Annotated in this window: 14 protein-coding genes; all 14 read right to left on the bottom strand. The window is 62.7% G+C overall.

The window, feature by feature from the left end; all coding sequences use genetic code 11:
- Positions 1–696, bottom strand: a complete 696-nt coding sequence (locus FQV27_RS10395; RefSeq protein WP_147098076.1) for an RraA family protein — start codon at positions 694–696, stop codon at positions 1–3.
- Positions 696–1388, bottom strand: a complete 693-nt coding sequence (locus FQV27_RS10390; RefSeq protein ID WP_147098074.1) for an alpha/beta fold hydrolase — start codon at positions 1386–1388, stop codon at positions 696–698. The genes FQV27_RS10395 and FQV27_RS10390 overlap by 1 nt, the downstream gene beginning before the upstream one ends.
- On the bottom strand, positions 1385–2506 hold the full coding sequence (locus tag FQV27_RS10385; RefSeq protein WP_147098072.1) for a cobalamin-independent methionine synthase II family protein: 1122 nt from the start codon (positions 2504–2506) through the stop codon (positions 1385–1387). The genes FQV27_RS10390 and FQV27_RS10385 overlap by 4 nt, the downstream gene beginning before the upstream one ends.
- A 45-nt stretch (positions 2507–2551) precedes the next feature.
- A complete protein-coding gene (locus tag FQV27_RS10380) occupies positions 2552–3517 on the bottom strand; it encodes a cupin domain-containing protein (RefSeq protein WP_147098071.1) in 966 nt (321 codons plus the stop codon).
- 139 nt (positions 3518–3656) lie between these two features.
- Positions 3657–4625 (bottom strand): nuclear transport factor 2 family protein, encoded by a 969-nt coding sequence (locus FQV27_RS10375; RefSeq protein ID WP_147098069.1) that lies wholly within the window; start codon positions 4623–4625, stop codon positions 3657–3659.
- The gene (locus FQV27_RS10370) at positions 4622–5596 is read right to left on the bottom strand and encodes a nuclear transport factor 2 family protein (protein WP_147098067.1); all 975 of its coding nucleotides are present in this window, start codon (positions 5594–5596) and stop codon (positions 4622–4624) included. Before FQV27_RS10370 ends, FQV27_RS10375 begins: the two co-directional genes overlap by 4 nt.
- Positions 5593–6615 (bottom strand): LacI family DNA-binding transcriptional regulator, encoded by a 1023-nt coding sequence (locus FQV27_RS10365; RefSeq protein WP_147098178.1) that lies wholly within the window; start codon positions 6613–6615, stop codon positions 5593–5595. The genes FQV27_RS10370 and FQV27_RS10365 overlap by 4 nt, the downstream gene beginning before the upstream one ends.
- Positions 6615–7379 (bottom strand): SDR family NAD(P)-dependent oxidoreductase, encoded by a 765-nt coding sequence (locus FQV27_RS10360; RefSeq protein ID WP_147098065.1) that lies wholly within the window; start codon positions 7377–7379, stop codon positions 6615–6617. Before FQV27_RS10360 ends, FQV27_RS10365 begins: the two co-directional genes overlap by 1 nt.
- Before the next feature lie 4 nt (positions 7380–7383).
- A complete protein-coding gene (hisD, locus tag FQV27_RS10355) occupies positions 7384–8712 on the bottom strand; it encodes a histidinol dehydrogenase (protein WP_147098063.1) in 1329 nt (442 codons plus the stop codon).
- The gene (locus FQV27_RS10350; protein WP_147098060.1) at positions 8709–9248 is read right to left on the bottom strand and encodes an ester cyclase; all 540 of its coding nucleotides are present in this window, start codon (positions 9246–9248) and stop codon (positions 8709–8711) included. The genes hisD and FQV27_RS10350 overlap by 4 nt, the downstream gene beginning before the upstream one ends.
- A 19-nt stretch (positions 9249–9267) precedes the next feature.
- Positions 9268–10512 (bottom strand): ABC transporter substrate-binding protein, encoded by a 1245-nt coding sequence (locus FQV27_RS10345; RefSeq protein WP_147098058.1) that lies wholly within the window; start codon positions 10510–10512, stop codon positions 9268–9270.
- 22 nt (positions 10513–10534) lie between these two features.
- Entirely contained in the window at positions 10535–11596 is a 1062-nt protein-coding gene (locus tag FQV27_RS10340) for an ABC transporter ATP-binding protein (RefSeq protein WP_147098056.1), read from the bottom strand.
- Positions 11597–11601: 5 nt separating this feature from the next.
- Positions 11602–12483, bottom strand: coding sequence for a carbohydrate ABC transporter permease (locus FQV27_RS10335; protein ID WP_147098054.1), 882 nt, complete (start codon positions 12481–12483; stop codon positions 11602–11604).
- Between the two features lie 3 nt (positions 12484–12486).
- The gene (locus FQV27_RS10330; protein ID WP_147098052.1) at positions 12487–13515 is read right to left on the bottom strand and encodes a carbohydrate ABC transporter permease; all 1029 of its coding nucleotides are present in this window, start codon (positions 13513–13515) and stop codon (positions 12487–12489) included.
- Between the last annotated feature and the right edge of the window lie 43 nt (positions 13516–13558).

Here is a 13558-nt window from a genome sequence, read left to right as displayed (position 1 = left end):
TCAGGTCCGCGCCTTTTCGAACGCGTCCCACGCGGCCTCGAATGCGGCGAAATCGAAGCCCTCGGCGCGGGCCGGGTCGAGAACCAGCCTTTCGGTTTCCAACAGCTTGCGGATCGCGTCGCCAAGAACCGGGATCACGTCATTCGGCACCACAAGCGCGCCGTGGCGGTCGGCGTGGATCAGGTCGCCCTCTGCCACGGTCATACCAAAGATGCGGACCGGCCGACCGATGGTCTTGATATGCACATAGCCGTGGCTGGGTCCGACAGAGCCGGCGATGACCGGATAGCCTTTCGGCAGATCGCCAAGGTCGCGCACGACGCCGTTGGTCAGCGTGCCGGACAGGCCGAAACCCTTATGGACCGTCGTATTGATCTCGCCCCAATAAGCCCCAATGGCGTTGGGGTAATCAAGATCCTCGACCACGGCGATGGCGGGCTTCGGGGCCTCTGCCATGTGGCGGTAATAGTCCATGCGCCGGGCGCGGATCACCTCTGGCGGCTCTGTCGGCGGGGCTATGGCCGCAAGGCTCGCGGTGCGGGCGAAACCCACCATCGCGCCGCCGTCTGGTTCTGTGCAGATGACCGTGCCGCGGGTAAACGCGTCGAAGCCGCGACGCCCCTGCGCGACCTCGATGGCGTTGCAGACGGTCGGGGTATCGACCGATTTCAAAAGGTCCAACAAGGCACTATCCATCATTCCTCCAGCCAGCGGGCAAGCGCCGCTGTCGTTTCGTCGGGCTTTTCAAGCACGGGCAGATGCCCCGCGCCGTCGATGATCGTCAGGGTCGAGCCGGGGATCAGCCTGTGCATCAGTTCGTGGCGTTCAACTGGACACAGGCGATCTTCGCGCCCGCACAGGACCAGCGTCGGCACATTGACCCGGCGCAACGTGTCCTGCTGATCGGGGCGGTCGCGCAAGGCGAGGGACTGGTTTACGAACACCTCCGGGCCAAGATCCATCGCCATATCCATGCACAGATCCAGCACTGCCTGCTTGCCGGGGCCGTCGGCCAGATAATTCGGCTTCATCTCGTCGCGCATAACTTCGCGCAGATTGCCACTGCGCGCCGCTTCCATCTGGGGCGTGCGACCTGCCTTCACCTCTGGCAGTTCGGCGCGGGGATTGGTGTCCAGAAGCGCAAGTCTTTCGACACGCGCAGGCGCTTGCGCCGTGATCTCCATCGCCAGAATGCCGCCCATCGAGAGGCCCGCAAGTGCAAAGCGTGGTGGCGCATGTTCCAGCACATCGGCAGCAAGCGCCGTGATACTGTCATGCCGGCCCATCGCCGGAACTTGGATCGCCCGGTCGCGCCCGAATGCGGCGATCTGCGGGCCGAACAGCCGCGCGTCGCACATCATTCCGGGCAGAAGCATCAGCGGAGTCACGAGGCGAGCGCCGCCCCGTCGGCCATGGCTTTCAGCTTGGCATAGGCGATGTCCGGATCGACCGCGCCGAAGCCCGCGAAGGTGCCAAAGCCGCAATCGGACCCGGCGATCACGCGCTCGGTCCCGACGATATCTATGAAATTGCGCAGCCGTTGCGCGACAAGTTCGGGGTGTTCGACGAAGTTGGTCGTCGTGTCCACCACGCCCGGCACCAGCACCTTGTCGGCGGGAATGTCGGCCTTGCGATCACGGAAGACCGACCATTCATGACCGTGGCGCGGGTTCGAGGTTTCGAACAGCACATAGCGCGCCTTGGCCGTCATCAGCGTGTCGAACATTTTCGACATGGGAATGTCGCAGACATGCGGCCCTTCGTAATTGCCCCAGCAGATATGAATGCGCACCTTCTCGGCCGGAATCCCGGACAACGCATGGTTCAGCGCCTCGACATGGCTGGCGGCGATCCTGACGAATTCCGCATCGGACAGATCGCTGAACAGCATATGCCGCGACAAGGCGAGATCGGGGCAATCGAGTTGCAGATCCAGCCCGGCTGCCACGATGGTTTCATATTCTGCCTTCATCGCATCGGCGAGCGCGGCCAGATAAGCGTCGCGCGACGGGTAGAAATCGTTCTGAAGAAACAGCGAAATCACACCGGGCGAGGCGGCGTTCATGAAGCCGCGTTCCGCGCCATGTTCTTCCATCGCGGCCTGCAGGTTCGCGATGTCCTTTTCCAGTTCTCCCTGACCCTTGGACTTCACCTCGCCCACGCACATCGGACGCGCATATTGCGGGGTGCCGCCCGAAGCCGCGATGCGTTTCAGAAAGCTGGGAAACTGCTTCAGGTCTGCGGGCGCGTTACGCGGGCTGTCGCCGTCGAAACCTGTATAGCGATCCTTCACATAGGTCGCATAGCTGATCTTCGACGTCTCGCCGTCCGAGACGATGTCAACGCCCGCCTCGACCTGCTTTTTTACCGTGTCCGATACGGCGCGGGTCATGGCGGCGTCAAAGGCCGACTGGTCGTAATCCTCGCCACGTTCGCGGGCGAAAATGAAATCGACGACCTCCTGCGTGCGGGGAAGGCTGCCGACATGGGTGGTCAGGATGGACATGAGTGTCTCCGGTTGGTGGGGCGCCATGCGGCACCCCGCTGAGGCTCAGGGTTTCCAGGTCAGGCCAGCCGGATCGCCGGTGCCGACCGCTCGATAGATCGCGGATTCGCCGGTCATGGACGGCGTGACAGTGTAATCCGTATTCTCGGGCACGCTCATCGTGTCGCCGGGCGCGAGAGTGGCCGCGCCGTCGTTCCACGTCACTTTCCAATGTCCGCGCACCGGCATCAGCACGGCCGGGTTGTCGTGGCGCTGTTGGGTATCGCCTGCCGATTTCTGGGTGATGAAATCGACCTCGAAACCCGGCTTGTCACGCAGCTTTGCGTTTTCGCCGATGACCTTGGCGGGCTGCTTGTCGGCAAGCGCCACCAGATCCCAGTAGCGCGCCACATAGTTCGGCACGACATCAGCTGTGGTGGGTTCGGGGAAGGTCTTCAGTTCCTGATCCGTGAGCACAGGCATGGGCTTTACGCCATCGGGCAGCGCCTCGCCTTTCTTGCCGTCATAAAGCTTGCCCTTTTCGGACAGGATCAGCCCGTGATCCTTTGCATCCTCGATAACCTGCGGGGCCCAGATCACGCCGCCCCCGGCATCGTCACCGCCAAGGATCGCCATGATCATCCCGTAATCGGTGCCGATGTTTTCGAAGCCACGGAAAATGCCCGTGGGGATGTTGAAGATGTCGCCCTCTTCCAGCGTCACCTCGCCCGCATCGCCATAGCGGCCCCAGAAGAAGCGCCAGCGGCCCTTGAGAACGAAGAAAACCTCGGCTGTGCGATGGGAATGCAGACTGTTGCGGCATTTCGGGGGCTGGCCCGCTGCGCCGATATTGAAGCCATGCGGGATCGAGATATGGACATGCTGGTCCGGGCTTTCGCTGACCCCGCCGCCGATGATGGTGAAGTTTTCCTTCTGGTTCGAGCCGGGTGTGTGGGCGTCGATAAAGGCGGTCTTGCAGGGCTGCAGGTCGCCATAGCGGACGATGCGGGCTTCCATTTCCTGGGGTGTCATGTCGTTGATCCGTCTATGAAATTGATGTTCGGTTGTGTCGGTTTTCTGGCGCAACCGGGATAGTGCGGATTCAGACGGCGAGACCGCAGCGCCTGCCGCCAGATATGGAACCGACGCAGCCGCGCGTCCTCGCGCAGCATCAGACGGCCCCCGTATGCAGGTGGATCTGCTTCCAGATGGCGACCTCGTCGAAGAGGGTGAATTCGCGGCGCAGCCCCCATTGGCCGAATTCGGCATGGGTGAAGCCCATCAGATGGACCGGCGCGCCGGTCGGTGCGCCGAAGCGGCCGAATCCGTCATGCTTGCCATCAAGGCTCCACCTGACGGCGGCGCGGTGCGGCTGGTGCGGGTCGGACCGCCCCATGACGTGGTGGATGCGGAACGCGGCAGAGGGGAAGGCCGAGCGCAGGCGCATCCAGAAGGCTTCGGCATTCTGCCAGCCCCAGCCGCCCATGCCGCCTGCATGTTCGACGCGAACGGCGCGGTCGTATTCGGGGCGGATCACGGTCACGTCCTTGCCCATGATGCGGGTAAGTATATCTGCCAGCCGCTGACCCCATTCGCTGTCATTCCCGGCCGCGGTATAGGGGCCGGGCCGGTCCTGATCGGGCGTGAAGGGGCGGGCGGCCGTGTCCGGCCCGCCTTCCGCCATGATCCGGGCGCGGGCGAAATCCGCCGGGTCGTGACCAAGTTGAAGCGCCTGATCGCCGGTATCATAGGCCAGCCATTCGTCGTCGATCACCTCGTCCAGCACGGAACAATCGGCGATGCAGCGCACGGTGAACCGCCTGCCCGTCGGCGGTCCATAGACGCCATGCCCGGTATGGGTGCCGGTGATGATGCTGCGATGTGACGAGAGGTACCGCCCGTCCGGATCGCCCGCCCAGATCACATCCTCGCCCAGAATCTCGATATCCGGGAAAGCCGCCATCTTGGCCAGCGTGTCGTCGATGACCGAAGTATTTCCGACCTTCATGCCACCCGCATTGCGCATGACGATATCGGGCGCATAGGCAGTTTCCAGCAGCGAGATGCCGCGATCTTCCCAGATATCCTTCGTGATCCCAAGGATATAGCTTTCCGGGTCGGAATAACGCGGCACGGTCATACATCACCCGTTTGCAGCAGGATCTGTTTCCAGATCGCGGTCTCGTCGAACAAGACCCATTCGCGCCGCAGACCCCACGGCCCGAATTCGGCATGCGAGATGCCCAGCAGATAAACCTCGGCCCCGGTCGGGCGGCCGAAGGCGCCCCAGCCGGAATGCTTGCCGTGCAGGCTCCACCGCAGTGCGGCGCGGGGCGGCATTAGTGGATCGGTTCGGCCGATCTGGTGATGGATGGTGAAGGTGGCATCGGGGAATGCGGCGCGGAGGCCCATCCAGAAGCGGTCGGCGGCATCATGGCTGTGGCCGGTCACGCCGCCCGGATGTTCCAACTGACAGGCGCGGTCGTATTCGGCAGGGATCGCCGCCATGTCGGCGCGCATGATACGGGTCAGCAGGTCGGCATAGCGCTGCCCCCATTCGTCATCATTTCCGCGTCCGGTATAGGGACCTGGCCGGTCAGTCGCCGGGGACAGCGGCTGCACGCAGGCCTCTGGCCCACCTTCCCGGGCGATCAGATCGCGGGCATATTCGGCGGGGTCCAGCCCCATTTGCCGCACGATTGCCCCCTGATCGCGGATCAGCCATTCGTCGTCGATGGTGTTGTTGCGGGCGTGGCAGTCGGCAATGATGCGGTAGCGCAGCTTCCGCCCGCTGGCCCTGCCATAGACGCCGTCACCCGCATGGGTCGCGGTCGAGATCAGCCGGTGCGAGGACAGCATCCCCTGCTCGGGCGTCCCGGACCAGATCACATCCTCGCCCAGAAGCTGGCGGTCAGGAAACTCTGCCAGCGTCGCCATTGTCGCGGCGATCACCCCTTGATTGCCCACCACCACCGACGGCGGAGAGCGCACCACGATATCGGGTGCATAATACTGATGCAGGGTGGCAATGCCGCGATCTTCCCAGATCTCTCGAGTGATCCCCAGAATATAGTCGGGGAAGTCACTGAATTTCGGATCGAAGCCCTTCATCCTGCCCATCCTTCGGGTATGCGGGCCGATCCGCGCAGGATCAGCGGTCCGTCTATCTCGATCTTGCGGGGTTTCAGCGTGCGGTCCTGGATTTTACCCAGAATGGTTTCGACCGTCGCCGCGACCATGCGATTGACCGGCTGGCGCAAGGTGGTCAGATCAAAGGCGGGCCATGCCGACAATGGCACGTCGTCGTAACCCACGATGGAGACGTCGCCGGGCACGCTCAGCCCCAATTCGCTGCGCAGAACGTCCATGACCGCGAAGGCCATGTGATCGTTGCCGACGAAGATGGCATCCGGCGGATCGGGCATCGCCATCATCTGGCGGGCGGCGTCGGCGGCACCATCGCGCGTATACATGCCGTCGATCACGGCGACAGGCTCGCGCCCGGCTGCGGCAAGCGCGTCCAGAAATCCCTTCTGCCGGTCGCGCCCGGTCGAGGAACCCTGCCAGCCTGCAATATGGGCGATGCGCCGATGCCCGCCCGCGATCAGGAATTCGGCGACTTTCGCGCCGCCGATCGTATTGGCGGATGTGACGGCGGAATGGGACTGGCCGTCCTGATCGCGGTTGAACAGCACGACCGGGATGCCCGCCGCCGCACAACGTTCCGACAGGTCATGCGTCATGGCGACCGACGCGGCAATGATGCCATCGACCTGATAATCCATCAGCTCCTGAATGACATCGGCGACCTGGCTTTCCGAATTCTCGGCCATGAAGATCAGGATGTGATAGCCCTCGGCCTGAAGCGCGCGGGACAGATGTTCGATGGCCACCGGGTAGAACTGGTTTTCCAGATAGGCGACAACCAGCCCGATGATCCGCGAGCGCCCGGTAATCAGCGACCGCGCAAGCACATTCGGGCGATAGCCCAGCTCTGCCGCCGCCGCGTGAACCTTTTTCGCCATTGCGGGCGATACGGAGGCGCCGGGCGTGAACACCCGGCTGACCGCCGACTGGCTGACGCCCGCCAGCCTTGCCACATCCTGCGAAGTTACCTTTTCCACCGTCATCAGTCCGCCGTCCATCCACCATCGACCATCAAGGCCGTCCCGGTTACCAAGGACGAGGCATCCGACGCCAGATAGGCGACTGCGCCCATGATATCCTCAACCTCGCCGGTGCGGCCCAGCTTGATCTTGTCCTCAATCCACGCGACGCGGTCGGGGTTGTCGAAGGTCTGTTCGGTCAGGGGTGTGCGGATGAAGGTGGGGCAGACGGTGTTGATGCGAACGCGGTCGCGGCCCCATTCAATGGCCATCGCCTTCACCATCCCTTCGATTGCGTGTTTCGACGCGCAATAGACCGCACGGTCGATCCCGCCGACATGGCCCATCTGGCTGGAGATATGAATGATCGAGCCACCATTGCCCCGCGCGATCATCTTGCGGGCCGCGCCCGCGGACAGGAAATAGGCCGCGCGCAGGTTCAGCGCCATGACGTCATCGAAATCCTGCGGCGTGGTATCGAGCGCGGGCGAATGCCGCGCCAGTCCCGCCGAATTGACGACCACATCGAAAGCATCCTGTGCATCCAGCGCCGCGCCGAGCGCATCAAGATCGGCCATGTCCAGCACCAGAGATTCGGCACTGTCGCCCCGGCTGTTGATCTCATCCACCACGCCTTGCAGCCTGTCGGCGCCCCGCGCGGCGCAGACGACATGCGCGCCCATTTCGGCCAGGGCCGAGGCGCAGGCGGCACCAATGCCTGATGATGCGCCTGTCACCAGTGCGCGACGGTGATCGAGACGGAACGAGGGGGTCTTGGGCAGGCTCATCCGGTTACTCCGCCGCTTCCCGGTAGGGCGCGGGCTCGCCATAAGGGACGTTCACCCCGCCATAGCGGCGCACGCGGATATTGCATTGCTCGGCATGGCCGACAAAGCCTTCCAGCAGGCACAGGCGCGATCCGTATTCGCCGATCAGTGTCGCGGCCTCGTCCGTCGTGACCTTTTGATAGCTGTGCGTTTTCAGAAACTTACCGACCCAAAGTCCGCCGGTATAGCGGCCCGCCTTCTTCGTCGGCAGGGTGTGGTTGGTACCGATCACCTTGTCGCCATTCGCGACATTGGTGCGCGGGCCAAGGAACAGCGCGCCGTAGCTGTGCATATTGTCCAGAAACCAGTCGTCACGGTCCGTCATCACCTGCACATGCTCATAGGCGAGATCATTAGCGAGGGTCAGCATCTCGTCATAACTGTCGCAGACATAGATATCGCCATAGTCGCGCCAGGATGTTTCCGCCGTCTCGCGCGTCGGCAGCAGGTCCAGCAGGCGGTCGATCTCGGCCAGCGTTTCGTCCGCCAGCCTGCGCGAATTGGTAATCAGGCAGGCTGGCGAGTTATAGCCGTGTTCGGCCTGTCCCAGAAGGTCGGTGGCGACCATTTCGGCATCCACCGTGTCATCCGCGATCACCATCGTTTCGGTCGGGCCGGCGAACAGGTCAATGCCCACGCGGCCATAGAGCTGGCGCTTGGCCTCGGCCACGAACGCATTGCCGGGGCCGACCAGCATATGAACCGGCTCGATTGTTTCCGTGCCAAGCGCCATGGCACCCACCGCCTGAATACCGCCCATCACATAGATTTCGTGCGCGCCGCCCATATGCATGGCGGCGACAATGGCGGGATGCGGCCCGCCCTTGACCGGCGGCGCGGATGCGATAATGCGCGGCACGCCCGCGACCGATGCGGTCAGAACCGACATATGGGCCGAGGCGACCATCGGGAACTTGCCCCCCGGCACATAGCAGCCGACGGATTGCACCGGAATATTGCGATGGCCAAGGATAACGCCGGGCATCGTCTCAACCTCAATATCCGTCATCGATGCCCGCTGCGCCTCGGCAAAGCGACGGATCTGGGTCTGGGCGAAGCGGATATCCTCCATGTCGCGGGTGCTGACCTGCTGCATGGCGGCTTCGATTTCGGACGGCGACAGGCGGAAGCTTTCGGGTTCATAGCCGTCGAATTTCGCCGAGAGTTCGCGCACCGCCGCGTCGCCGCGGGTTTCGATGTCCTTCAGCGTCGCTTCGACCGTGGCGCGGACCTTGGCGTCATCTTCGGCGCGCGCTTCGGCAGGTTTGCCGGATTTCAGGTGTTCGATGGTCATGCGACCGCCTCCTTCGGGGCGGGAGGTATGCGTTCGCCCCGGTCGAAGCTTTCCCAACCCTGACCGTCGAACACATCATGGCCAAGCTGCGCCAGCACATGCGGAAAATCGACCATCACCCAATTGTCGACGATCTTGCCATCGACCACTTTCCAGAAATCCATATAGCGGATCTCGACCCGCTTTCCGGTGGCAGGGATGCCCATGAACTCGCCGCCGTGGATCGCCTCCTGCCGACCGAAGCAGGCGGCCCACTCGCCCATATACAGCCGCGCCTCGTCGATGCAGACCTTGTCGTGAAACGCGGCCTGAAAGGGGCGCTGCCAGTTTCTCTGGAACTCCTTCAGGCCCTCCTTAGTCCCGCAGCCCTGATTGCCCATCCAGCGAAACCCTTCGGAAAAGAACTCGCCGATATCGGCGATGCGATGATCGTTCAGGCCATCGACCATCCCTTCGATCACCCGCCGGGTTTCTTCGGTCTTGGACAGGTCGGTGTCGCGCGACAGCGCTGCCTGTTCGGGTCTTGAGCCTTTCATTTCTCGCTCCTGCTGATCGTCATTTGAGGAAACCGGCTTCGCGCGCGGCGGTCCGGTAGGCGCTGGCGGCGTCGGCTAGCGCTGTCTGCGCGTCCTCGCGGTCCTGCATGAAATCGGCCAGCTCGTCCCCAAGCGCGCGGTGCAGAAGGCCCATCGCGGGAACCATCGGATAGGGTTTTGCGCCGGCCTCCATCGACGCAAGCACGCCCGCGGCGGCGGGCGTCGGCTGGTATCCTTCGATCAGCCATGTGGCCGCCTTCGGATGGGCCTCAGCGGTTTCCGGGCGCAGCGCGTGCATCATGGCGCGGAAGGAAGCCGTGGCGTCTTCCTCGCTGATATTGCGTGCCAGCGCAAAGCCGTCCCACCACATGGTCGTGGCGGGGATCGTCCCGCCGCCCACGGTCGGTGCTGCGGCAAAGACGGTTGCGTCTGCGATTTCGAGCGGGGTCTGTGCAGGGTCGATTGCCTGCCCTGCGCGCGATCCCCAGCCGTTTTCGATAGCCGCCAGATTGTCGCGCCACCGCGCACTCATCTCGTTGGTGTTGAAGGTCAGATAATCCGGCCCCATGAAGGCCGACAGCGCCTTCATCATTTCCAGCGCCTTGACGCCCTGATCGTTTTCAATGGCGACGTCGCTGCCATCCGGCGCAAAAAGTTCGCCGCCGAAGCCGCTGTACATATTTACGAAATCAGCGGCGAGATCCCAGCCCGGCTTGTAGGATGCGGCCAGCGGTTCGGCCATCAGCCCCTGCTCGCGGATCGCCTCGGCGGCGGCCAGAACCTCCTCATAGGTCGTGGGCTGCGCCAGTCCCGCCTTGTCCAGAATATCCTTACGCAGCCACAGATGCTGGGCGTTGACCATGAAGGCGATCGCCATAACCTGGCCATCGACCCGGATCAGCTGGCTTTCCTGCAGATCACCGCCATATTCCGCCACCAGATCATCCAGCGGCAGCAGCTTGTCGGTGCTCAGCAGTCCGCTGATCGAGTCATTGGCGATCATTACGACCGTGTAGGTCGAGGGATTGGCGGTCAGCGCCGGTCCCTGCAGATTTGCGTGTTCGGTGGTGTGGTTCTTGGTCACGGTGACGGTCGGGCTGGCGCATTCCTCGGCGGCGGTGGCGATGACATGCAACGCCTCGAAGTCGTTCGCGAGGATCGAGACATTGCCAGCCTCGATCCCGCATTCGGCATGTGAGGCTGCTGCAAGGCAGCTTGCCGACGCGAAGATCACGGCAGACAGGCGGAAGGCATATGTGTTCATTGGTCGGTCCCCTCGTGAATGGCTATTCCGAAAGACGCAGGCTCTCGCCGGTGTCGGCGTCGAACAGGTGGCACATGGCAGCCGGGATGTGGGTACCGACCTCGTCGCCGATCTCGATACGGAAGTCCTTGGGCGCCTTGATCGACACCAGCGCCTCGCCAAGCCGGTAGGAGATCATCGAGGCTTCGCCCAGAAGCTCCATCGAATAGACGGGCGCGCGCAATTCGCCCTCGCCGTCCGGGGCGAGGCTGACATCCTCGGCCCGGAACCCCAGCGTGACGGGGCCGGAAATGTCGGTCCGCAGGCCGGGGACGCGAATATTTTCGGCGCTGAACACGCCGTTTTCGATATGGCCATTCACCAGATTCATGGCCGGGCTGCCGATGAAGCTGGCAACGAATGTATTGGCCGGATAGTCGTAGATATCGGTGGGCGTGCCCACCTGCTGGATCTTGCCCTTGTTCATCACCACGACGCGGTCGGCCAGCGTCATCGCCTCGATCTGGTCATGGGTGACATAGATCGTCGTGGTGCGCAGCTTGTGCTGCAGGTTCTTGATCTGCGCACGCGTGGACACCCGCAGCTTCGCGTCGAGGTTCGACAGCGGTTCGTCCATCAGAAACACCGTGGGCTTCCTGACAATCGCGCGGCCAAGCGCCACGCGCTGGCGCTGACCGCCGGACAGGGCGGCGGGGCGGCGTTCCAGCAGATCGGTCAGTTCCACCATCTCGGCGGCGCGCATGACGCGCTCGTGGTGTTCTTCCTTCGGTGCCTTGCGGACCTTCAGCGGGAAGCGGATGTTTTCATAGACCGAAAGTTGCGGGTAAAGCCCGTAGGACTGGAACACCATCGCAATGTCGCGGTCCTTCGGCTCCAGCCGGTTGACCATCCGGTCGCCGATCCAGATTTCGCCATCGGTCACATCCTCCAGCCCGGCGATCATGCGCATGGTGGTGGATTTCCCGCAGCCCGATGGACCAAGCAGCACGATGAATTCCTCATCCGCGATATGCAGGTCGAAATTGTCCACGCCGACAAAATTGCCCCAGCGTTTGCTGACATTCTTCAGATGCATCTCTGCCATATCATTTATCCTTTCACGGCGCCGGCGGTCAGCCCGCTGACGATCTGGCGCTGGAACACCATGACAAGCACGAACAGGGGTGCCATCGCGGACACGGCGGCGGCGACGGCATACATCACCTTGCCCTCTTGCTGGGTGGACCCGAGGAAGCTGTTGATCTTTGGGATCATCGTCTGGTTTTCCTGGCTGAGCAGCATCGAGGTAACGGTGAAATCGTTATAGGCCAGCAGGAAACTGAACAGCCCCGTCGTCACGACGCCCGGCCACATCACGGGGATGACCGCCAGCCGGAATGCCTGAAAGCGCGTGCAGCCATCGACCATTGCGCTTTCGTCCAGATCCTTCGGGATGGTCAGAAAGAAGCTGTGCAGCATCCACAGGGTGAAGGGCTGGTTGATCGCGACCAGCACGATGATGGTGGTGGGCAGATAGCCCCAGATGTTCATCTCGAAGAAGGGCAGCAGATAGCCCGATACCAGCGTCACATGCGGCATGGCGCGAAAGATCAGCGCCGCGATCAGCAGCCAGAAGGTATATTTGAAGCCCGACCGCGCCAGCGCATAGCCGCCAAGCGTCCCGAAGGTAAGCGAGATGGTGACGACGCAGAAGACGACGATGGTGCTGTTGACGACGGCCTTCCAGAAGCCCTGCTCGATCCATGCGCCGTAATAGCCGTCACCGGTGAAACGGCTGCCGGTCTGCGCTTCGGTCGCGGGGCCGGTCAGGGCGTTCATCCAGTCGGTGCGGGAAAAGAAATCCGCCTCGACCTTGAATGACCCCCAGGCCGTCCAGATGAACGGGAAGGCCGCAAGGAACAGCCACAGCAGAACGAAACCCGTGGACAGGGCGACTAGGGGCAGGGGCTTTTGGTTAACGCTTTTTGCCATTGTTCAAGCCTTGCGGTTGAATTCGCGCCAGTTCCGGATCAGCACCGGGAACAGCAGGATGATGACGCCGATGATTGTCAGCACTGAACTGGCTGCGGCTGATCCGAACAGGGGGAAGTCGCCAGAGCGCAGGTCGGAATAGATCATATAGCTGAGCGACGGCGCATTCGCCTCGGCCGAGAAACTGATGATTGGCTCGAACACGCGGAAATTGTCCATCAGCTGCATCAGCGCGATGAAGGTGGCGAGCGGCATCAGATAGGGAATGGTGACGTACTTGATCCGCTCCCACCGGCTGGCCCCATCGACCATGGCGCTTTCCAGCGTGTCCTGCGGCACCGTCTGCAGGCCGGCATAGAAAACCACAAAGGCGAAGGGCGCGCTGTGCCAGACGCCGTAAACAAACAGCGTCACCCATGTCAGCGTGGGCGAGGCTTTCAGCGACAGTTGCGGGTCGTTGAAAATGACCTGCAGCGTTGCACCGATGACCCCGCGCGAATCGATCATCCAGAACAGCACCAGCGCCCCGATCAGCGGCGTGACGATCATCGGCAGAAGCGAGAAGAAGATCACCGGCCCCTTCAGCCGGGCCGAGACATTGTTGACCGCGACCGCAATGCAGAAGCCCAGCACGATCACCAGAGGCGTGACGATGAACGTGTAGCACAGCGTGAAGATCAGCGCCTTGTAGAAGGGCAGGTTCATCACCCTGCCGATGAAGTTGCCGAAGCTGCCGCTGGTGGCCCATGCCTCGCGCACCTCGTCAAATGCCAGATGCGTGGGGTTGGTGTAGGTGCCAAGCCCGTTATAGCGGCCCATCGGCTCTTCCGCCCGCAGCTCCGCCATGGCGGCAGCATCGACCCTGACTTCGGACTTGCAGCCGAAGGGGCCGCAGCTTTCGACCTCCGACAGGATCTGTTGATGTTCGACAAACAGCGATTGATACGCGACCGAGACGATCGGCACGGCGATGAACAGCAGCATCGCCAGCAATGAGGGCCAGATGAAGGCCAGGAACGTTCTGTGCGGCATGGGCAACCTCGTCGGAAGGCGGGGTGAACGTCTGGATCGGGTG

Origin of the sequence: Paracoccus aurantiacus (assembly GCF_007993065.1) — a bacterium.
Lineage (GTDB): Bacteria > Pseudomonadota > Alphaproteobacteria > Rhodobacterales > Rhodobacteraceae > Paracoccus > Paracoccus aurantiacus.
The sequence above is the reverse complement of the archived record's forward strand: the minus strand, read 5'-3'. Positions and strand labels throughout refer to the sequence as shown.